This is a genomic window from Streptomyces sp. NPDC002619, assembly GCF_042889305.1.
GTDB lineage: Bacteria > Actinomycetota > Actinomycetes > Streptomycetales > Streptomycetaceae > Streptomyces.
Map to the genome: position 1 here is coordinate 101,942 of NZ_JBIAQV010000006.1, position 20,697 is coordinate 122,638.

Consider the following 20,697-nt stretch of genomic DNA (forward strand, 5'->3'; position numbering starts at 1 on the left):
GTCCGGGCCGGGAGCCATAAGGTATTGCCGAGAACCATTGCTTGGGAAGGGGGTGGCGGCCGGATGCCACCGAATGCCGAGGGCGGTCTCGGCGACCGGCTCACTCCGGTGCTGCGACCGGTGCGGGCGGGCAACGGCTTCGAGGAGGCGCTGGAGCAGATCCTCCAGGTCGTACGCCTTGGCCTGGTGCCCGGCGGTGAACGGCTGCCGGCCGAGCGGGAGTTGGCGGAGCGGCTCGGGATCAGCCGGGTGACGCTGCGCGAGGTGCTGAAGGTGCTTCAGGACCAGGGGCTGGTCGAGTCGCGGCGCGGGCGGTACGGCGGGACGTTCGTGCTGCCGCGGGCCGACGCCGGCGGCGAGGACGAGCTGCGGCGGCGGATCGCCGAGGTGGACATCGAGGACGTGCTGCGGTTCCGGGAGGTTCTGGAGGTGGGTGCGGCCGGGCTGTGCGCGACGCACGGGCTGAGCGAGGAGCAGAAGGGGCGGCTGCGGGAGGCGCTGGCCCGCACGCACGACGCGCCGCTCGCCGAGTACCGGCGCCTGGACACGCTGCTCCACCTCACCCTGGCCGAGCTGTGCGGCTCCCCGACGCTGACAGCGCAGTACGCGGCGGTGCGGGCGACGGTGAACGACCTCCTCGACTGCATCCCGCTGCTGGTGCGCAACCTCGAGCACTCCCAGCGGCAGCACACCGCGCTGGTGGAGGCGGTGCTGGACGGGGACGCGGACGGGGCACGGGAGATGATGCGCGAGCACTGCGCGGGGACGGCGGCGCTGCTGCGGGGGTTCCTGGCGTGAGGCGTGGGTGGTGGGGCCTGCCGGACGCGGCACCCTGAGCAAAGGTATGCGTTGAGGCCATTGACGGGAGGACGGTCATATGACGAGCAGGCCGCTGATCGGTGTCAGTACGTATCTGGAGTCCGGGGCGCGGTGGGGCGCGTGGGAGCTGGAGGCGGCGTTGCTGCCGGCCGGTTATCCACGGCTCGTACAGCGGGCGGGGGGGCTCGCCGCGATGCTGCCGCCGGACGCACCCGAGCACGCGGCTGCGGCGGTGGCCCGGCTCGACGGGCTGGTGATCGCGGGTGGACCGGACATCGAGCCGGTCCGGTACGGCGCGGAGCGCGACGCCCGAACGGGACCCCCCGCGCGGGCGCGGGACGCGTGGGAACTGGCGCTCGTCGAGGCGGCGTTGGCGGCGGGACTGCCGCTGCTGGGCATCTGCCGGGGCATGCAGCTGCTGAACGTCGCTCTCGGCGGCACGCTGCTCCAGCACATCGACGGGCACGCCGGGGTGATCGGGCAGTTCGGCCGACACCCGGTCAAGCCGGTGCCGGGGTCGCGGTACGCCGCAGTCGTACCGGAGGAGACCTCCGTACCCACGTTCCATCACCAGGCCGTCGACCGGCTCGGTGAGGGGCTCGTGGCGTCGGCGCACGCGGCGGACGGGACCGTGGAGGCGGTGGAGCTGCCGCTCGGTGCGCCGTGGGTGCTGGGCGTGCAGTGGCATCCGGAGATGGGGGAGGACGTGCGGGTGATGCGGGCGCTCGTGAAGGCGGCCGGGCCGGCCACTTCCTGAGCCGGGGCCGGCGCCCCGCCGCAACCCCGTGTATGGACCAACGGCAAGCCTGAGCTAACCCCGAGTCAGCGACAGCAGCTCCCTCGCCGGCCCCACCGGCCGGTGCCCGGTCGGCCAGATCGCGCGCAGGTCGCGGGCGAGGGTGACGTCCTCGACCGGCACGGTCACCAGTCGCCGCAGCGCGAGTTCCTCGCGCACGGCCAGTTCGCTGAGCACCGCGGGCCCCGCACCGCTGACCGCCGCCGCCTTCACCGCCGTAGTGGAGGAGAGCTCGATCAGCGGGCGGGCCAGGCCGCCGAGCGCGGTGTCCAGGACCTGGCGGGTGCCGGAGCCCTTCTCGCGCAGAATCAGGGGCGTCGCGGCCAACTCGGAGGATTCCAGGGGGCGTCGGCGGCGGCTCCAGGGGTGGCCTGGGGCCGTCACGACGATCAGGTGGTCGTGGGCGATGACCACGGAGTCGAGGCCGGTCGGCACCGTGAGCCCCTCCACGAAGCCGAGGTCCGCCTCGTCGGCCAGCAGGCGTTGCGCCACCGCCGCCGAGTTCCCGGCGTGCAGGGAGACCGCCGTGTCGGGGCGTTCCGCACGCAGGGCCAGGAGCCAGCCGGGGAGGAGGTACTCGGCGATCGTCATGCTCGCCGCCACGCGCAGCCGGGAGTCGCGTCGGTGCCGTAGTGCCTGTGCGCCCGCGTCGAAGGACTCCGCCGCCTCCACCACCCGCCGCGCCCAGTCGGTCACCAGGGCGCCGGTGTCGGTGAGCCGGGAGCCGCGGGGTGAGCGGTCGACCAGGGCCAGGCCCAACTGGCGTTCCATGGAGCGGATGCGGCTGCTGGCCGCGGGCTGCGTGATGCCCAGTTCCCGCGCCGCCGCACCCAGGCTGCCCAGCCGTGCCACGGCCAGCAGCAGTTCCAGCGCGCCCAGGTCCGGCACCCGGTGGGCCAGGGTGCCGCCGGGGCCACGTCGATCGTCCGGCTGCTTCGGTTCCTCCACCCTGCTCATAAGACCAGTTTATGTCTCCATAGAGGCAAACCCCCTGGTCGAGCCGATCGGTTCGCGGGACCGTGACCGCATGGTCACCGTTGTCCAGTCCTTGCCCTTCCCCCGCGCCTCCCGTGTGCGTCATCTCGGCCCCAACTGGTACGCCTCCGTCATGGGCACCGCCATCGTCGGGTCGGCCGGTGCCGCGCTGCCCGCCGGGAGTCGTGTTCCCGTTCCCGTGTGTGCGGTTGTGTGGGCCTTGTCTGCCGGGGGCCTCCTGATGCTCATGGGCTCGCGGGTCCGGCACTGGGTTCGTCATCGCGATCAGGCCGTGGCTCATCTCCTCGACCCGGGCATGGCCCCGTTCTACGGCTGCCTGGCCATGGCGCTGCTCGCCGTCGGCGGCGGCGCCCTGACCGTCGGGCGGGTCTGGATCGGCACGGGGGCGGCCGTCGCGGTCGACTCCGTACTGTTCGTCGCCGGTACGGCCGTCGGGCTCGCGTCCGCCGTCGCCGTGCCGTACCTGATGGCCGTACGGCATCGGGTGGAGCCGGGGCAGGCTACGCCCGTATGGCTGCTGCCGCTCGTCGCGCCGATGGTGTCCGCCGCGCTCGGACCGCTGCTCGTGCCGCATCTGCCGGCGGGGCAGCCCCGCGAGACCCTGCTGCTGGCGTGCTTAGCGCTGTTCGGGGTGAGTCTGCTCGCCACGCTGCTGATGCTGCCCCTCGTCTTCGCCCGGCTGATCACCAGGGGACCGCTGCCGCTGGCGCTCACGCCGACGCTGTTCCTGGTCCTGGGGCCGCTCGGGCAGTCCACCACCGCCGTCGGGAACTTCGCGGACGTCGCGCCCGGGGTCGTACCCGCCCCGTACGACCAGGGCTTCGGCCTGCTCGCCGTGCTCTACGGGGTGCCCGTCATGGGTTTCGCGCTGTTGTGGCTGGGGCTCGCCTCGGCGCATGTGGTGCGGGCCCTGCGGGAGGGCATGCGGTTCTCGATGACCTGGTGGGCGTTCACCTTCCCGGTGGGCACCTGCGTCACCGGCGCGGCCGCGCTGGCCCGGCACACGGGGCTCGCCGTGTACGGATGGCTCGCGATCGGCCTGTACGCCCTTCTCGTCGCCGCGTGGGGCGCGGCAGCCGTCGGCACGGTGCGCGGGCTGGTCAGCGGCGAGCTGCCCGCAGAGCCTCGCCCAGTACCCGCGGCGCCTCGGTCAGGGACGGGCCGTACCAGGTCAGATGCCGTCCGCTGACCAGCGCGCAGGGCAGGCCGGGGAAGGCTTCCGGGCCGTCGTCGCGGGTGAAGCGGTAGGGCTCGTCCGGGAGGACGACCACGTCGGGGGCCGCCGCGCGCAGGTCGTCCAGCGGGACCTTGGGGTAGCGGTCCGCGTGGGTGGCGTGGAGGTTGTCCACACCGAGGCGGGACAGGACGTCGCCCGCGAAGGTGTCGCGGCCCAGGACCATCCAGGGGCGCCGCCAGATCGGCACGACCGCCGTGGCACGGTGCGCGGGCTGCGGGAGCGACGTCCAGGTCGCCTCGGCCTCGTCCAGCCAGCGGGGGCGTGCGGACGCGCCACACGCGGTCAGTACCCGGGCCAGTTCCGCGAAGGCCTGCGGGACCTCGCGCACCTCGGTGACCAGCACCTCCAGGCCCGCCGCGCGCAGGGCGTCGAGGTCGGGGGCGCGGTTCTCCTCCTCGTTGGCGATCACCAGGTCGGGGGCGAGGGTGAGGATGCGGTCGAGGTCGGGGTTCTTGGTGCCACGGACGCGGGTGACCTCGACGTCGGCCGGATGGCTGCACCAGTCGGTGGCACCGACGAGAACCCCGGGCAGCGTGACGGCGACGGCCTCGGTGAGGGAGGGAACCAGGGAAACGACTCGCACTGATCGGCTCCGGCCTGGGCAGCGCCCCGAAGGGGCGCGGGACTGTGTCGATGTGCGGCTCCGCCGCGTGGGCGCGACCAGCCGCAGAGGACCCGCAGACCAGCGACGGCCCATCACGCACCTTCCTGCCGAACTCTCAGCGAGCCCGGTCCTGGACCGCCTCGATGTGTTCGGCCACCGCCACGACGATCACGCGGGTGTCGGGAACTGTCGCCCGCCAGCGGTGGCGGACCCCGCCCGTGAGGTAGAGGGTGTCGCCCCGGCCGAGACGGTAGGCGCGGCCCTCGGCCTCTATCTCCACGGCGCCGTCGGCGACGTACATCAACTCGTCGTTGCGGTGCTGGAATTCGCGGCCCGCGTCGTGGTCGCCGGTGAACTCCGAGGCGTGCAACTGGTGATGACCGCGCACCAGGGAACGCACCCGGGGTGCGAAGTCCTGCTCGGCGGACTCGGCGCGGACGACATCGACGCTGCACGCGGGGTCGGCGGCGGCGAGGAGTTCGACGGCCGTGGTGCGCAGGGCGTCGGCGACCTTCTCCAGGGAGCTTCTGCTGGGGCGTGCCCGGTCGTTCTCGATCTGGCTCAGGAAGGGAACCGACAGTCCACTGCGCTGGGCCACGACGGCGAGAGTGAGCTCCAGCGCACGGCGTCGCCGCCGGACGGCCGCGCCCACGCGCACAGGCTGTTGTTCTTTGTGGTCGCCCATCGCTCCGGCTCCCTCCTTCGCTCGTCGCTCTGCCGACCGGGTGCCCGGTGTCGGGTGCACATCTTCTGATGAGTTCTCTGCACCCTACGCATGTTCGGCAAACCGTTTCATGCGGGCGTCACATCCATCTCACGTCCGGCCGATGCAACCCTCACGGTTCGCGCCAGTCTGCTGGCTCCCCTCACGCGCCGGGCGCGGACTCCTCCTCGGGGGCGAAAAGGGCCGGTCACCGGGGCCGGACGGCCGTCGGGCCGGTCGCGGGATCACAGGCATGGGCCGCTCCCGACATCGTCACGGCACCGTCGAAGCTCGATCAGCAGGAAACGGCGCCTACTCATTTCAATGCGCGAGCGGTCTCCCGTGTTCCCGTCCCGGGGCACGAGTCCGGAGGGCTGCGTCGAGGCGCTGGCCAGGGAGGGCGAACTCCGCCTGACGGGAAGGGAGTTGGGGTGCGGCGGGAGGAGGGCGGGGCCGGTGGCCGGGGCAGGGCGCTGCCGCCGGCGCGGGTCGGGAGCGCGGGCGGCGCGGGGCATGACGTAGCGCTTCGTGGTTGGCCGGATCCTTACCGTAGGCAAGGATCCGGCCCTGTGGCGGGACCGGGCGCGTCAGGTCACCCGGCCGCCTGCTTCTCGGCCACCGGCGCCCACTTCTCGGCCAGGCCCGGGTTCTGCCCCAGCCAGGTGCGGACGGCGTCCTGCTCCTTGCCCTTGCCGGACTTCTGGATCTGCGCCTCCAGGCCGGTCAGCTGCTTCTCGGTCATCGAGAAGTTCTTCAGCCAGGCGCCGACCTGGGGATTGTCGGCGGCGAAGCCCTTGCGGGCGAGGGTGTGCACGCCGTCGCCCTGACCCCAGGCGCCCTTCGGGTCCTCGAGCTTCTTCAGGTCGTAGTCGCTGTACGCCCAGTGCGGCGACCAGAGCGTGACGACGACCGGCTGCTTCTTGGCGTAGGCGCGCTTGAGCTCGGCGAGCATGGCCGGGGTGGAGCCGTCGACGACGTCGTACGAGCCCTCGAGGCCGTACTCCTTGACGACCTTGTCCTTGAGCAGGCCCATCATGCCGGCGCTGGGCTCGATGCCGATGATCTTGCCGCCGAACTCGGCGGCGTGGTCCTTGAGGTCCGCCAGGGAGTTCACGTCCTTCACGTACGAGGGGACGGTGAGCTCCAGGGAGGTGGGGCCGTACCACTTGCCGACGTCGTCGAGCTGCTTGCCGTACTTCTTCCAGTACTCGGCGTGGGTGGTGGGCAGCCAGGAGTCGGTCTCGAAGTCGAGCTGGCCGGTGGCCAGTCCCGTGTAGAGGGGACCGGCGGCGTACTGGGAGGTCGTCACCTTGAAGCCGCGCTCCTCCAGCAGCTCCTTCCACAGGAAGGTGGAGGCGATGCCCTCGTCCCACGGGATGTAGCCGAGCTTGATCTCCTTGCCCTTGCCGATGTTCGTGGCCGAGGCTTGGGCGCTGCCGGCGGACGAGCCGAAGATGCCCATGCCGCCGGCGACCAGGGCGAGGACGACCACACCGACGACCGCGACGACCGGGTTCGGCCGGTGCTGCCAGAGCCTGGCGCCCTGGGCGGTACGGGCCCGGGCGGCGGCGCGGCGGCCCAGCGGTGAGAGCTGGGTGCCGAGGGCGCCGGTCATGCGGTCCAGATAGATGGCGAGGACGACGATGCCGACGCCCGCCTCGAAGCCGAAGCCGATGTCGAGCTGGCCGATGGCCTCGTTGACGGCGCCGCCGAGGCCGCCGGTGCCGACCATGCCGGCGATGACGACCATCGACAGGCCCAGCATGATGACCTGGTTGACGCCGGCCATGATGGTCGGCAGGGCGAGCGGCAGCTGGACGCGCAGCAGGATGTCGCGGGGTGTGGTGCCGAACGCCTCGGCGGCTTCGACGAGTTCGGCGTCGACCTGACGGATGCCCAGCTCGGTCATGCGGACGCCGGGGGCGAGCGCGAAGATCAGCGTGGCGATGACGCCCGCCGCCGTGCCGAGGCCGAAGAAGAGGATCGCCGGGATCAGCAGCACCATCGACGGCATCGTCTGGAGCAGGTCCAGGACGGGCCGTACGGCCGCGCTGACCGCCTTGGAGCGGGCGGCCCAGATGCCGAGCGGGACGGAGATCACCAGCGCGATCAGCGTCGCGACGAGCACGAGGGCCAGGGTCGACATCGCGCGGTCCCACAGGTCGAGCGAGTCGACCAGCGCGAACCCGGCGAAGGCGAGGACGCCCGCGACCAGGCCGCGCAGCCACCAGGCGAGCACGGCGAGGATGCCCGCCAGCAGCAGGGGCTCGGGGGCGGTGAGGACGGCGTCGATGCCGTCGTACAGGCCCTCCACGACCGCGCGGATCGCGTCGAAGAGCCAGGACATGTGGTCGACCAGCCAGTTGACACCGGAGTCGACCCAGTCGCCGAGATGGATCCTAGGCACGGGCGGTCACCTTCCCGTCCCGGCCGTCGCGCGGGCTGTCGCAGGGCGCGGGCTCACCTGCCTCGTCGCCGAGGAACCTGACGAGGCGCTGCCGGGGTACGACACCGACGAGTCCGCCGTCGGCGTCGACGACCGCGACCGGGTGGGTCAACCGGGCGCTGATCGCGCAGAGTTCGGCGAACGCCGTGTCCGGGGCGGCGATCTCGCAGCGGCAGTCGGCCTCGTCGCCGCGGACGCCGGTGTCCATGACGGCGGAGGCGGTCAGGACACGGGAGCGGTCGACGTCCTTGGTGAAGGAGGCGACGTAGTCGTCGGCGGGCCGGACGAGGATGTCCTCGGCGGTGCCGGTCTGGACGATGCGTCCGTCGCGCATGACGGCGATGCGGTCGCCCAGGCGCATGGCCTCGTTGAGGTCGTGGGTGATGAACACGATGGTCTTCTTCAGGGTCTTCTGCAGTTCGAGCAGCTGGTCCTGCATGTCACGACGGATCAGCGGGTCGAGCGCACTGAACGACTCGTCCATGAGCAGCAGGTCGGCGTCGGTGGCGAGCGCGCGGGCGAGGCCGACGCGCTGCTGCATACCGCCGGACAGCTCGTCGGGCCAGGAGTCCTCCCAGCCGTCCAGACCGCACAGGGCGAGCGCCTCGTCGGCGCGGGCTTCGCGCTCGGCGCGGGGCACGCCCTGCACGGCAAGGCCGTAGGCGGCGTTGTCACGGACACTGCGGTGCGGGAAGAGCGCGAAGTGCTGGAAGACCATGCTGATCTTCTTCGAGCGCAGCTCGCGCAGGGCGCCTGCGCTCAGCCCGGTCAGGTCCTGGCCGTCGAAGCGGACGCTTCCGGCGGTGGGCTCGGACAGGCCGTTGAGCATGCGGAGCAGGGTGGACTTGCCGGATCCGGACAGGCCCATCACGACGAAGATCTCGCCGGGTTCCACCGTGAAGGAGGCATCGATCACGGCGGCCGTGGTGCCGTCGCCGCGCAGCTCCTCCCGCCCGGCGCCCTGCCGGAGCCGCTCCACTGCCTCATCGGGTCGTCTCCCGAACACCTTGTAGAGATGTTCGGCCTCAAGCCTGGATGACACGCGTACCTCTCGTCAGGACTACATGGGGACAGTTGGCGCGCCTGCCCGGGACCCGTTGGACCAAACCCCGAGGTGGCCCGCCTCACAGCGCGTTCACGAAGCCTCTGGGGGATCTCGCCGGCCGGGGAGATGCCGCCGTCTGTCAGTGCCCTGCGGCATGATGCGTGGCGTGACCGGACGACTGATGCTTCTCGACACCGCCTCGCTGTACTTCCGCGCCTACTTCGGCGTGCCGGACTCCGTGAAGGCGCCCGACGGCTCGCCGGTGAACGCCGTGCGCGGGCTGCTCGACTTCATCGACCGGCTGGTGAAGGACCACCGGCCCGACCTGCTGGTGGCGTGCATGGACGCCGACTGGCGGCCGCAGTGGCGGGTCGACCTGATCCCGTCGTACAAGGCGCACCGGGTCGCCGAGGAGCACGAGGGCGGGCCGGACGAGGAGGAGGTGCCGGACACGCTCTCCCCGCAGGTGCCGGTCATCGAGGCCGTCCTGGACGCGCTCGGCATCGCACGCGTCGGCGTCGAGGGGTACGAGGCCGACGACGTGATCGGTACGTTCACCGCACGCGCCGACGGCCCGGTCGACATCGTCACCGGCGACCGCGACCTGTACCAGCTGGTCGACGACACGCGCGGGGTGCGGGTGCTGTACCCGCTCAAGGGCGTCGGCACGCTGCAGCTCACCGACGAGGCGGTGCTGCGCGAGAAGTACGGCGTCGACGGCGGCGGGTACGCGGATCTGGCGCTGCTGCGCGGCGACCCGAGCGACGGACTGCCCGGCGTGCCCGGCATCGGCGAGAAGACTGCGGCCAAGCTGCTGGCCGAGTTCGGCGACCTGGCCGGGATCATGGCCGCGGTCGACGACCCGAGGGCGAAGTTCACGCCGGCCCAGCGCAAGCGCCTGACCGAGGCCCGACCGTATCTCGCCGTGGCGCCGAAGGTCGTCCGAGTCGCGGGCGACGTGCCGCTGCCGGACGTCGACACGAAGCTGCCGCACACCCCGCGCGACCCGGCGGGACTGGACGCGCTGTCGGTGCGCTGGGGACTGGGCGGCTCGCTCCAGCGGCTGCTCACCACGCTGACCGCGTAAGCATTGTTGTTGTCCTTCACACAGAGAGCGGTGCTAACTTAGGTAAACCTAAGATGTGAGCGTGGGAGGCCCTCATGGCAGAACGTCCGGCACGCAAGCCGCGGAAGCCCCATTCCGCCCAGGTCGTGCGCACCGAGCGGCTGACCCCTCATATGCAGCGTGTGGTCCTGGGCGGGGAGGGTCTGGCCGGCTTCGGCGCGGACACCTGCACCGACCACTATGTGAAGCTGCTGTTCGGCGCCGAGGGCGTGACGTATCCGGAGCCCTTCGACATCCAGCGGATCCGGGACGAGTTCCCGCCCGAGCACTGGCCGGTGACCCGGACGTACACGGTGCGTGCCTGGGATGCCGAACACCTGGAGATGACCCTGGACTTCGTGGTGCACGGCGACGAGGGGCTGGCCGCGCCGTGGGCGTTGCGGACCCGACCGGGCGACACCGTGCGGTTCATGGGTCCCGGCGGCGCCTACGCGCCCGACGCGAGCGCCGACTGGCATCTGTTCGCCGGTGACGAGAGCGCGCTGCCCGCGATCGCCCGCTCTCTGGAGTCGCTGCCCGAGGGCGCCGTGGCGCACGCCTTCGTCGAGGTGTCCGGTCCCGAGGAGGAGCAGAAGATCGACTCCGATGTCCCGGTCGTCTGGCTGCACCGCGGGGACCGCCCGGTCGGCGCGGCATTGGTCGAGGCCGTACGGGCGCTGGAGTTCCCGGCGGGCCGGGTGCACGCGTTCGTGCACGGCGAGGCGGGCTTCGTGAAGGAGCTGCGTCATCTGCTGCGGGTCGAACGTGCGATCCCGCGCGAGGATCTGTCGATCTCCGGCTACTGGCGGCTCGGTCACAACGAGGACGGCTGGCAGGCCTCCAAGCGTGACTGGAACGCGCGCATCGAGGCGGAGCAGGAGGGCGGCGCGGCCGCTGCCGCGTGAGACGCCGGGAAGCGGCGGCACCCACGAGGGTGCCGCCGCTTCGTCGTTCACGCGCACGGCCGCCGGGTCACACCGACCGCTGGTAGGTCCGGAACGTGCGGATCGACAGCCATACGGCGGCCACCGCCAGCGCGAGCAGGCCCCCGCCGCGGGTGAGTACGGCGCCCCAGTCGGGGTGCTCGGACAGCGCCGAACGGCCCGCGACCATCGCCCAGTCGAGCGGGTTGAAGTCCGCGACGTGCCGGATCCAGCCTGGCATCTGGGACGGCGCCATGAAGGCGCTGGAGAGGAACGTGAGCGGCAGCAGCAGGAAGGTGTTGATGCCGATGATCGACTCACGTTCGCGCACCAGCATGCCCAGCGCGTTGGACAGCGCCCCGAACACCGTGCCGAGCAGCACCGAGGCGAGGACCAGGACCACGATGCCGACGACCCCACCCGGGTAGTCGGCGCCGCCGAGGAGGCCGAGCAGCACGATGATCACCGACTGCAGTGCGGTGACCAGGCCGTTGTGGACGACGTTGCCGTTCATCAGCGCGGCCCGGCTGACCGGGGTGGTCAGGAAGCGGTTGAGGGTGCCGCGCTGGATCTCCTCCAACGTGCCCATGCCCGCCCACATGTTGGAGCTCAGCGCGCTCATCACGACCACGCCCGGCACCAGGTAGTCGAGGTAGGAGGTGGTGCCGAAACCGCCGAGCTCGACGACCTTCTTGAACAGGGCGCCGAACAGGAACAGCCAGATGACCGGCTGGATCAGGGTGATGACCGCGTAGGCGGGCTGGCGGGCGAACACCAGCAGCTGACGTTGCGTCATGTACCAGGTCTGGGCAGGGGCGTTGCTGCTCATCGGGCACCTCCGGCGAGGGCGAGGGAGTCGGCACTGTCGGCGGTGGCCTCGGCTTCGGCCTCGGCGTAACGGCGGCCCGCGTAGCGGAGGTAGACGTCGTCGAGCGAGGGGCGGGCGACGGTGGCCGAGGCGACGCCGACCCCGGCGCGTTCGAGTGCGGCGAGCAGCGCGGGCATCGCGGCGGCGCCGTCGTCGGCGCGGGCGCTGATCCGGCGCCCGTCCATGAGCACTTCGTGCACGCCCGGCAGCCCGGTCAGCGTGCCGTCGAGCAGCGTGCGGCCGGCTTCGCCGAGCGGCGCGCGCAGCTCCAGGTGGACGGCGTCGCCGCGGAGTTCACCCTTGAGGGAGTCCGGGGTGCCGGTGACGACCACGCGACCGCGGTCGACGATGGCGATGCGCTCGGCGAGCCGGTCGGCCTCCTCCAGATAGTGCGTGGTGAGCAGGATGGTCAGGCCCTCGTCGCCGGCCAGTCGGCCGATCTCGTCCCACATCGCCGTACGGGCCTCGGGGTCGAGGCCGGTGGTCGGCTCGTCGAGGAAGAGCACCTCGGGCCGGTGCACCAGACCGAGGGCCACGTCGAGGCGGCGCCGCATACCGCCGGAGTAGACCTTGACCGGGCGCTTCGCGGCGTCGGCGAGTGCGAAGCGGTCCAGCAGTTCGTCGACCCGACGGCTGAGTGCGCCGCCTTGCAGGCCGTAGAGCCTGCCCTGCAGTCGAAGGTTCTCGCGGCCGGTGGCGACGGGGTCGGCGCCCGAGTTCTGGGCGACCACGCCGATCGCGCGGCGCACCCGGTCGGGGTGGCGCAGCACGTCGTGGCCGGCGACGGTGGCGGTGCCCGAGTCCGGGCGGGCCAGGGTGGTGAGGATCTTGACGGTGGTGGACTTTCCGGCCCCGTTCGGGCCGAGGAGTCCGAAGACGGTGCCCGGTTCGACGGTGACGTCCATGCCGTTCAGGGCGGTGACGTCGCCGGGGTAGGTCTTGATCAGCTGGCGCGCCTCCACTGCGGGCGCACGGGTGTTCATGACGACTGCTCTCCTGGGATCGAGCTGGTGAATGACAGCTGATCCACCTGAAGAGCGCCGGGCTATCCTGGGTGTGCCGCACCTCGATGGCCCGGAGCCCCCTCAGGGTGGATCCGACTCGGGGTTGGAGACCCCGGCAGGGCTGCTGGAACAGCCCGCCGGGGTCATTTCCTGTCAGGTGAACTCCGGTGGCAGCTCCCCCGTTTCATGGAAGTTCCGCCATGCGGCAAGCTCGGGGAGCGCGCCCTTCCTGAGCTCCTGCAGGAAGCCGCGGACCCACTCCGCCTGAGCCTCGACCATGTGCAACTGGTACTCGGTCTCGACGAGGAAGAGCCGCGGCAGCGTCTCGTACAGCTTCTCCAGCGCTCCGCGCCCGCTGGCCGCCTGCACCTCCAGGGCACCGAGCCGCTCCTCGAGGAGCCGCACCACCTCGTCGGGGTGCAGCGCACCCATCAGCGACAGGGCGGACTCGAAGATCGGGTACTCCTTCACCGGGACGGCGACGATGTCCGACAGCCACTCGGTCATCTCCTCACGGCCGGCCTCGGTGAGCCCGTACACGGTGCGCTCGGGGCGGTTGCCCTGCCGCTCCACGTCGGTGACCTCGACGAAGCCGTGCTTCTCGAGGCTCTGCACGACCGTGTAGAGGGAGCCGTAGTTGATCTTCGTGCTGGTGTCCTTGCCCTGACGGCGCAGGGTCTGGGCGATCTCGTACGGATGCATCGGCTTCTGCCAGAGGGTCACCATCACGGCGAGCGCCAGAGGGTTGCTGAGCTTGCGGCGCCGTATCGCCATGACCATCACCTCGCTTCCGAATATCCGTGCACGAACATATCGCGACTCACGCGGTGAGCACAACAGGCACGACATATCGCGATCGAGTGGCTGCGACAAGAGCGTGAGGACTTGGGTCCGGCGCGGACACGGCCGTGTGACGCGGGTGAAACAGCCCCTCCCTAATTTCTGTCACCCGACAGGAATCACGCGCCGAAGGCAGGTGCCCTCGTGACGACCACCGATGACCGCTCCCTGGAGGAGTTCGGCTACCGCCAGGAACTGCATCGCAGTCTGGGCCGGTACGCCTCGTTCGCCGCCGGGTTCTCCTTCATCTCCGTACTGACGACCGTCTTCCAGTTCTTCGCCTTCGGGTACTCCTTCGGCGGACCCGTCTTCTTCTGGGCCTGGCCCGCCGTGCTGATCGGGCAGTTGCTGGTCGCCGCCTGCTTCGCGGAGCTGGCCGGGCGCTATCCGATCTCGGGCGCGATCTACCAGTGGTCCTCGCGCCTGTCGAACGCCACCTTCGGCTGGTTCACCGGCTGGATCATGGTGATCGGCCAGATCGTGGTGGTCGCGGCGGCGGCCCTGGCCCTGCAGATGGTGCTGCCCGCGCTCTGGTCCGGCTTCCAGCTCGTCGGCGACGACCCCTCCCCCGTCTCCGCCGACGGCGCCGCCAACGCGGCGGTGCTCGGCGTCGTCCTGCTCGTGCTGACGACCCTGGTGAACATCCTCGACAACCGGGTGATGTCCGTGATCAACCGAGTCGGCGTGACCGCCGAGATCATCGGCGCGGCCCTGATCATCGTGCTGCTGCTGACCCACTCGAAGCGCTCCCCCGGCATCACCTTCCACACCGGAACCGCCGCCCAGAGTGGGCTGTTCGGCGCGCTGCTGGTGGGCTCGTTCACGGCGGCCTACGTGATGATCGGCTTCGACAGCGCGGGCGAGATGAGTGAGGAGACCCTGAGCCCCCGGCGTACGGCGCCGCGCACCATCCTCACCGCGCTCGGCGCCGCGGGCCTGCTCGGCGGCCTCGTCGTCCTCGGCGGACTGCTCGCCGCGCCCAGCCTGACCGACGGGCACCTGGCGGTCGACGGGCTCAGCTACGTCCTGACCAGCAGGCTCGGCGACGGGGTGGGCCGGGTGCTGCTCGCCGACGTGGTGGTGGCGATCGCCGTCGCGACGCTCGCGATCCAGACGGCCGCCTCCCGGATGCTCTTCTCCATGGCCCGCGACGGCCGCCTTCCCTTCGCCCCTCGCCTGGCCCGAGTGAACCCGCGCACCGGCATGCCCAGTGCCCCGGCGGTGGTCGTCGGCGTCCTCGCAGCGGCCCTGCTGCTGCTCAACTTCGCCTCGCCTGAGGCATTCCTGGCCATCGGCACCACCTGCATCGTGATGCTGTATCTGGCGTACGCCATGGTCACCGGCCCGCTCCTGTTCCGGCGGCTGCGCGGCGAGTTCACGACCGACGGCACCGACGAGAGCGGCGCCCGCCTCTTCTCCCTCGGCCGCTGGGGCGTCCCGGTCAACGCGCTCGCCCTCCTGTACGGCCTGTTCATGACGGTCGACCTGGCCTGGCCGCGGGCCGCGGTGTACGACCCGGCGGGCGGGCACTGGTACTTCCAGTGGTTCACCGTGCTGTTCCTGGCGGTGACGCTCGCGGCCGGGGTGGCGTACCGGGCCCGCCTCGCGCGCACGGCGCCGGTCGCGGTCGAGGCTCCGGAGGCGGTGCCGGCGTAGTCAGCGCCTACGCTGGGCCTGATGAGGCGCAGGAACTTCCCACCCTCCCCGCTCCCCCAGCGCGACGGGGTGGACGCGGTGCGGGTGCGGCTGCCCGCCGAGGGCCCGTGGACGACCGTGCGCGAGCATCTCGTGGCGCGGTTGTCCGGGGCCGGGCCCGGGGTGGTCGACGGGATGTTCGACTCGGGTCTGATCGTCGGGGGCGACGGGCTGGCGGTGGCGCCGGACGCGCCGTACGTGCCGGGGATGTTCGTGTGGTTCCACCGGGAGCGGGCCGCCGAGGTGCCGGTACCCTTCCCGCTGGAGGTCGTGTACCGCGACGCGCATCTCGTCGTCGCCGACAAGCCGCACTTCCTCGCCACCACCCCACGCGGCGGCCACATCACCGAGACGGCCCTGGCCCGGCTGCGCCGGGAACTGGACCTCCCCGCACTGTCCGCCGCGCACCGTCTGGACCGGCTGACGGCCGGGCTGGTGATGTTCACGGTACGGCCCGAGGAGCGCGGCGCGTACCAGACGCTGTTCAGCGACCGGCGGGTACGCAAGGAGTACGAGGCCGTCGCCCCGTACGATCCCTCGCTCGCCCTGCCCCGGACCCTGCGCAGCCGGATTGTGAAGGAGCGTGGGGTACTGGCCGCCCGGGAGGTCGAGGGCGAGCCGAACGCGGTGACCCGGGTCGAACTGGCCGAGCACCGGGAGCGGGACGGGCTCGGCCGTTACCAGCTGGTCCCGTACACCGGGCAGACCCATCAATTGCGGGTGCATCTGAACGCGCTGGGCGTGCCGATCCTCGGCGACCCCCTGTACCCGGAGGTCACCGGCCCCGTGCCGGCCGGTGACTTCCGGCGTCCGCTCCAACTGCTGGCGCGGAGGCTGGAGTTCACCGATCCGGTCACGGGGGTCGAGCACAGGTTCCGCAGCGGGCGGGAGCTGGAGGCCTGGTCCTCGTACCCGGAGTGGGCCGGCGCTCAGTGACCGAACCACCAGCGGCGCAGGCGCTGCCAGACGCCCAGCGGGCGGGCCGGTTCGGCCGCCGCGGGGGACTCGGGTGCCACCGGCTGCGCCTGGGCGGCGGCTGCGGGGGCGGCGGGCTGCGGGCGGTGGGTGCCGACCTGCCAGGTGGCGCGCTGGTGCGGGATCGGGGCATGGCTGGGCTTGTGGTTCACGTCCTGCTGCGGCTTCGGCTCGAAGCGCACCGGCAGCTCCACGAGATGGCGTGAGGCGATCGAGGCCCGCCACTCCAACTCGTCTTCATCGCAGTCGAGTTGCACGTCCGGCAGCCGCATCAGCAGCGCGTCGACGCCGACGTCGGCGATGGCGCGCCCGATGTCCTGTCCGGGGCACTCGTGCGGACCGCCGCCGAAGGACAGATGGGACCGGTTGCCCTGCATGCCGGCGGTCAGGTCGGGGCGCACCCGCGGATCGATGTTGCCCGGCGCCGGCGCGAACAGCAGTCCGTCGCCTTTGCGGATGCGCCGACCGCCCAACTCGGTGTCCTGCTTGGCGAAGTAGCCGAAGATGGTGCTGAACGGCGGCTCGTTCCAGAGGGACTGCTCGACCGCCTCCGGCACCGTCATCTGGCCGCCGTTGAGCTGGGCGCGGAAACCCGGCTCGGTGAGGACCATGCGCAGCGCGTTGGCGAGGAGGTTCGCGGTGCTCTCGTAGGCGGCGATGAGCACGAGCCTGAGGTGCTGGCCGATCTCGTCGTCGCTGAGCCGTGCCGGGTGGTTGATGAGATGGCTGGCGAAGTCCTCCTCGGGCCGGGCCCGGCGGCCGGCGGTGAGCCGCATCAGAGCGCCCATGATGTACTCGTTGCTGGCGATCGCGGTCTCGGTGCCCTTGAGCATGTCGCGCGCGGCCTGCACGATCCGGTCGTTGTACTCCTCGGGCATGCCGAGGATCTCGCACATCACCGCCATCGGCAGGTGCTCGGCGAACTGGGAGACTAGATCGGCCTCGCCCGCCTCGCAGAAGTCGTTGACCAGGCGCTGGGTGTAGCGGCCGATGTGCCGGCGGACGCCGCGGTGGTCGATGGTGGAGATGGCGCCGGTGACCGCGGCCCGCAGCCGCTGGTGCTCGTCGCCCTCGGCGTGCGCGCAGATGGGCTGCCAGGCGATGTGCGGCATGAGCGGATGGTCGGGCTTGACCATGCCCTCGAGCAGCGGGGTCCAGATGCGGCTGTCCTTGGTGAACTGCGAGGGGGTGCGCACCATGTGCAGGTTCTCGGTGTGCCCCAGGACCACCCACATCGGCACGTCGTCGTGCAGCAGCACGGGTGCCACGGGGCCGTGTTCCTCCCGCAGCCTCTCGTACAGGCCGCCCAGGTCCTGCGCGTCGGGGCCGTAGAGCCGGTGCAGTCCCCCGGGTCCCGCGGCGTGTGCCGGGCAGCCGGGGGGCGGGGCGAGCGCGGGATCGTGCGAACCGGTCGGGGAGTGGGGTTCAGGCGTCACAGTGGTCGCTCCGAAACTGAAGTATGTCCGAAGGGAGAAATTCCGAAGGAGGAAAAGGGGGGCGCGGGATCAGGTGAGCGCGCCGGTCATGGCGAGCGTGTGCAGGAAGCGCATCAGGGTCATCAGCACATCGCGGCTGGAGGACCGGCGGCGTGCGTCGCACTCGACGATGGGGATGTCCGGTGCGAGGTCGAGCGCCGTACGCAGTTCTTCGATGGGGTAACGGGGAGCGTCCGGAAAGGAGTTGATGGCGACGGCGAAGGGCACGCCACGCTCCTCGAGACGCCCTATGACGTCGAAGCTGACCTCCAGGCGCCGGGTGTCGACCAGGACGACCGCGCCCAGCGCCCCCTCGAACAGCCCGTTCCACAGGAACCAGAAGCGCTCCTGGCCGGGGGTGCCGAAGAGGTAGAGCACCAGCTTGTCCGTGATGCTGATACGGCCGAAGTCCATCGCCACGGTGGTGGCGGTCTTGGAGTCGGAGCCGTAGTTGTCGTCGACACCGACGCCGGCCTGCGTCATGGTCTCCTCGGTGGTCAGCGGCCTGATCTCGCTGACCGAACCGACCATGGTCGTCTTGCCGACCCCGAAGCCGCCCACAATCACGATCTTCACCGCGGCCTGCGCCGTCTGCGGAAGATGGTCCTCGGTCCGCGGGCCCGGGATGGTGTCAGAGCTTTTGAAGTCCATGCATCACCGCTTCGAGGAGGGAACGGTCGGGGAGCGCCTGGCGGACGATCGGGGCGCGCGCCTGCACCAGTCCGGCCGTGATCAGCTCGGTGATCAGTACCGTCATCGCGCTGAACGGCAGGCTCAGATAGGCGGAGAGTTCGGCCACCGACAGGGGGGAGGTGCACAGCCGGAGCAGCGTCGTCTGTTCGGGGGTGACGGAGGGCGGTGAGTCGGCGCGTGCCACGATCAAGGTCACGAGGTCGAGTTCCGCGCGGGCACCGTCGGGGCCGGTGATGACGTAGAGCCGTTCGGGGTTCTTGGTCCGGCGCTGCTCTTCGCCGGCCGGTTCGGCGGCCTTCGGGGGCGGGGGCGGCGCGGGCGGTTCCTGACTGGGGTGTCGCCGTTTGCGTTGCGGAGGAGTCATACGGTCTGCCCGTTCCGCCGCGGCGGTGAGGTGAGATGGGCGCCGATCCGGACGACGAGGTCGCGCATCCGGCCGCTCATCCGGCCGGGTTCGCAGACGACGTCGGCGAGGACTGCGAGATAGGCGTTGGCGCCGGCGGCCATGAGGTAGAAGTAGCCGCCGTTGATCTCGATGACGACCAATTTCATCTCGCCATCGCTGCCCGGAAGTTCGGAGGCCACTGCGCCCGCCAGGCTCTGCACTCCGGCGCAGGCCGCGGCGAGGCGGTCGGCGGAGTCGGGGTCGCCGCCGTAACGGGCGATACGCAGGCCGTCGGCGGAGAGCACCACGATCATCTCGATGCCCGGGACGCCGTCGGCGAGCTCCTTGAGCATCCAGTCGAAGTTGGCTCGTTGCTGGATCACTTGGCGTCCCCCTCGTCGTCGGCCTCGGTGCCGGCGGGCTCGTTGATGAGGTGCATGTAGGCAGTGGGGTTCTTCGTGAAGTCGGTGGGGTCCGCGGCCGGGTTGCCCTCCTTGAGGCCCTCCCAGAACGCCTCGACCCACAGGCCGGGTTCACGGTCCTTCAGCTTCTGGCGCTCCGGGTCGATCTCGGGCTCGGGTTCGGGCTTGGCTTGCGACCAGATGGTCGGCCTGCCCTCGCGCTCGGCCTTCTCGATGGCGGCCTGTTCGGCGATCCGCTGGCTGAGCGGGATCTTCATCTTGCTGCGACGCTGCGGCAGACCGTTCGCCGTCCACTCGGTGACCTCGGGGACGTCGTCCTCCATGGAGATCCCGGCCGGGATGCGCGGACTGGTGGGGCGGCGCTTCTTGGGCGGGCGCTTGGGGCCTTCGAGGGCGCCGAGCTCGGCCTTCGGCACGGCGGTGGCGCCGATGCCGTGGGCGAGTCCGGGAGCGGGTTCCGTGGTCATCATGCTGCTCGGCACGATGAGGACGGCCCGGACGCCGCCGTACGCCGAAGCACGCAGCGAGACCTGCATGTTGTACGTCGAGCAGAGCCGGCCGACGACCGCGAGGCCGAGGCGCGGGCTCTCGCCGAGGTCCTCCAGGTCGACGCCTGCCTTGGCGCGTTCCAGCATGCCCTCGACCCGGGCGCGGGCCTCCTCGCTGAGGCTGACGCCGCCGTCCTCGATCTCGATGGCGACGCCGGTCTGCACCTCGGTGGCGGTGACGTGCACCTTGGTCTGCGGGGGCGAGTACCGGGTGGCGTTGTCGAGGAGCTCGGCCGCGGCGTGGATGACCGGCTCGACCATGGTGCCCTTGATGTTGATCTTGGCGATGGAGGCCAGCTCGATGCGCCGGTACTCCAGGATCCGGGACATGGCACCGCGCAGCACGCTGTACAGGGCCACGGGGTTGGGCCACTGACGGCCGGGGCGGCCGCCGCCGATGACGGAGATGGAGTCCGCCAGGCGACCGATCAGCGCGGTGCCGTGGTCGATGCGGAGCAGGTCGTCGAAGACCTCGGGGTTGCGGCCGTGGTCCTCCTCCATCTCCCTGAGTTCCTTGGCCTGCTGGTGGACGATGGCCTGGACGCGCTGGGCGATGTTGACGAAGGAGCGCTGCGCGGCGTCGCGCATGGACTCCTCGTCGTCGATGATCTTCAGGACCTTGCGCAGCAGGTCGCGCTGCGAGTCGGGGATGTGGCGCAGTTCGGGGTCGGAGTCGATGACGGCGTGAACCACCTCGAGGGGCGATTCGCCGCCGCGCAGCCGGTACAACGCGGTCGGCACGATCTCCGCTGCGAACCGGACGATCCCCTCGTCGTGGGCGGCGATACGCCGCTCCAGATACTCGGTGTGACGGGCGCGCTCGGCCCGCTCGGCCTGGAGCCGGCGGCCGCGTCGTACCGCTTCCGCCGCCGTCACGGTCACCAGCAGCGTGGCGACGGCTCCGCACCAGACGACCGCGGCCCGGGCCGGCCCGGTCACCAGGGCGACGGCGGCCCCGGTCGCGGCGGTCATCACGATGGCCGGCAGCAACAACGCGCGTGCGTAAGGAAGTTCACGGCCACCGGGAGGCGATTGCACACTCACCATGTATGCCCTCTGAGACGTATCGGCTGGGTGTCGGGGTGCTCGTGGGGGGAAGAGTCATGGAGCTGTCGGGA

The 20,697-nt window shown here is 71.2% G+C and carries 20 protein-coding genes; 7 read left to right on the forward strand and 13 right to left on the reverse strand.

Features of this window, described 5'->3' with window-relative positions:
- Positions 1–63: 63 nt before the first annotated feature.
- Both ACFYXB_RS13245 and ACFYXB_RS13250 read left to right on the forward strand, forming a co-directional pair.
- A complete protein-coding gene (locus ACFYXB_RS13245; protein ID WP_351353254.1) occupies positions 64–798 on the forward strand; it encodes an FCD domain-containing protein in 735 nt (244 codons plus the stop codon).
- Between the two features lie 79 nt (positions 799–877).
- Positions 878–1,576, forward strand: coding sequence for a gamma-glutamyl-gamma-aminobutyrate hydrolase family protein (locus tag ACFYXB_RS13250; protein WP_389581143.1), 699 nt, complete (start codon positions 878–880; stop codon positions 1,574–1,576).
- Positions 1,577–1,630: 54 nt separating this feature from the next.
- Here the strand turns inward: ACFYXB_RS13250 and ACFYXB_RS13255 are convergent, their stop codons facing one another.
- The gene (locus ACFYXB_RS13255) at positions 1,631–2,572 is read right to left on the reverse strand and encodes a LysR family transcriptional regulator (protein WP_389581145.1); all 942 of its coding nucleotides are present in this window, start codon (positions 2,570–2,572) and stop codon (positions 1,631–1,633) included.
- Positions 2,573–2,642: 70 nt separating this feature from the next.
- On the opposite strand from ACFYXB_RS13255, the gene ACFYXB_RS13260 reads away from it, so the two are divergent.
- Positions 2,643–3,800: a TDT family transporter gene (locus tag ACFYXB_RS13260; protein WP_389581148.1), complete on the forward strand. Its 1,158-nt coding sequence runs from the start codon at positions 2,643–2,645 to the stop codon at positions 3,798–3,800.
- Here the strand turns inward: ACFYXB_RS13260 and ACFYXB_RS13265 are convergent.
- From ACFYXB_RS13265 to ACFYXB_RS13280, 4 genes are all read right to left on the reverse strand, one after another.
- Positions 3,712–4,431: a helical backbone metal receptor gene (locus tag ACFYXB_RS13265; RefSeq protein WP_351353244.1), complete on the reverse strand. Its 720-nt coding sequence runs from the start codon at positions 4,429–4,431 to the stop codon at positions 3,712–3,714. The two genes, ACFYXB_RS13260 and ACFYXB_RS13265, sit on opposite strands and share 89 nt — an antisense overlap.
- Positions 4,432–4,567: 136 nt before the next feature.
- A complete protein-coding gene (locus ACFYXB_RS13270) occupies positions 4,568–5,137 on the reverse strand; it encodes an XRE family transcriptional regulator (protein ID WP_351353241.1) in 570 nt (189 codons plus the stop codon).
- 610 nt (positions 5,138–5,747) lie between these two features.
- On the reverse strand, positions 5,748–7,562 hold the full coding sequence (locus ACFYXB_RS13275) for an ABC transporter permease/substrate binding protein (protein ID WP_389581153.1): 1,815 nt from the start codon (positions 7,560–7,562) through the stop codon (positions 5,748–5,750).
- On the reverse strand, positions 7,555–8,643 hold the full coding sequence (locus ACFYXB_RS13280; protein ID WP_389581155.1) for a glycine betaine/L-proline ABC transporter ATP-binding protein: 1,089 nt from the start codon (positions 8,641–8,643) through the stop codon (positions 7,555–7,557). The genes ACFYXB_RS13275 and ACFYXB_RS13280 overlap by 8 nt, the downstream gene beginning before the upstream one ends.
- A gap of 160 nt (positions 8,644–8,803) precedes the next feature.
- Between ACFYXB_RS13280 and ACFYXB_RS13285 the strand changes: the two genes are divergently transcribed.
- Together ACFYXB_RS13285 and ACFYXB_RS13290 are read left to right on the forward strand one after the other, a co-directional pair.
- Positions 8,804–9,733: a 5'-3' exonuclease H3TH domain-containing protein gene (locus tag ACFYXB_RS13285; RefSeq protein WP_389581522.1), complete on the forward strand. Its 930-nt coding sequence runs from the start codon at positions 8,804–8,806 to the stop codon at positions 9,731–9,733.
- A 74-nt stretch (positions 9,734–9,807) separates the two neighbouring features.
- Positions 9,808–10,656, forward strand: coding sequence for a siderophore-interacting protein (locus tag ACFYXB_RS13290; RefSeq protein ID WP_389581158.1), 849 nt, complete (start codon positions 9,808–9,810; stop codon positions 10,654–10,656).
- A 67-nt stretch (positions 10,657–10,723) separates the two neighbouring features.
- Here ACFYXB_RS13290 and ACFYXB_RS13295 read toward each other — a convergent pair whose 3' ends face one another.
- From ACFYXB_RS13295 to ACFYXB_RS13305, 3 genes are all read right to left on the reverse strand, one after another.
- Positions 10,724–11,503, reverse strand: coding sequence for an ABC transporter permease (locus tag ACFYXB_RS13295; RefSeq protein ID WP_389581160.1), 780 nt, complete (start codon positions 11,501–11,503; stop codon positions 10,724–10,726).
- Complete coding sequence (locus tag ACFYXB_RS13300) at positions 11,500–12,525, reverse strand: ATP-binding cassette domain-containing protein (protein ID WP_389581163.1); 1,026 nt, start codon at positions 12,523–12,525, stop codon at positions 11,500–11,502. The genes ACFYXB_RS13295 and ACFYXB_RS13300 overlap by 4 nt, the downstream gene beginning before the upstream one ends.
- A gap of 174 nt (positions 12,526–12,699) precedes the next feature.
- A complete protein-coding gene (locus ACFYXB_RS13305) occupies positions 12,700–13,320 on the reverse strand; it encodes a PadR family transcriptional regulator (RefSeq protein ID WP_389581166.1) in 621 nt (206 codons plus the stop codon).
- Between the two features lie 210 nt (positions 13,321–13,530).
- Here ACFYXB_RS13305 and ACFYXB_RS13310 point away from each other — a divergent pair, with 210 nt between their 5' ends.
- Together ACFYXB_RS13310 and ACFYXB_RS13315 are read left to right on the forward strand one after the other, a co-directional pair.
- Positions 13,531–15,042: an amino acid permease gene (locus tag ACFYXB_RS13310; protein ID WP_389581169.1), complete on the forward strand. Its 1,512-nt coding sequence runs from the start codon at positions 13,531–13,533 to the stop codon at positions 15,040–15,042.
- A 21-nt stretch (positions 15,043–15,063) separates the two neighbouring features.
- Complete coding sequence (locus ACFYXB_RS13315) at positions 15,064–16,017, forward strand: RluA family pseudouridine synthase (protein WP_389581172.1); 954 nt, start codon at positions 15,064–15,066, stop codon at positions 16,015–16,017.
- Here the strand turns inward: ACFYXB_RS13315 and ACFYXB_RS13320 are convergent.
- The 5 genes from ACFYXB_RS13320 to ACFYXB_RS13340 form a co-directional block, all read right to left on the reverse strand.
- Positions 16,011–17,492 carry a cytochrome P450 gene (locus ACFYXB_RS13320; protein WP_389581174.1) on the reverse strand — a complete coding sequence of 494 codons (1,482 nt, stop codon included), beginning with the start codon at positions 17,490–17,492 and terminating at the stop codon, positions 16,011–16,013. The two genes, ACFYXB_RS13315 and ACFYXB_RS13320, sit on opposite strands and share 7 nt — an antisense overlap.
- Positions 17,493–17,561: 69 nt before the next feature.
- Positions 17,562–18,182 (reverse strand): ATP/GTP-binding protein, encoded by a 621-nt coding sequence (locus ACFYXB_RS13325; RefSeq protein WP_351353215.1) that lies wholly within the window; start codon positions 18,180–18,182, stop codon positions 17,562–17,564.
- Positions 18,163–18,588, reverse strand: a complete 426-nt coding sequence (locus tag ACFYXB_RS13330; RefSeq protein WP_351353212.1) for a DUF742 domain-containing protein — start codon at positions 18,586–18,588, stop codon at positions 18,163–18,165. Before ACFYXB_RS13330 ends, ACFYXB_RS13325 begins: the two co-directional genes overlap by 20 nt.
- Entirely contained in the window at positions 18,585–18,992 is a 408-nt protein-coding gene (locus tag ACFYXB_RS13335; RefSeq protein WP_351353209.1) for a roadblock/LC7 domain-containing protein, read from the reverse strand. Before ACFYXB_RS13335 ends, ACFYXB_RS13330 begins: the two co-directional genes overlap by 4 nt.
- A complete protein-coding gene (locus tag ACFYXB_RS13340) occupies positions 18,989–20,626 on the reverse strand; it encodes a sensor histidine kinase (RefSeq protein WP_389581177.1) in 1,638 nt (545 codons plus the stop codon). The genes ACFYXB_RS13335 and ACFYXB_RS13340 overlap by 4 nt, the downstream gene beginning before the upstream one ends.
- Positions 20,627–20,697: the final 71 nt, after the last annotated feature.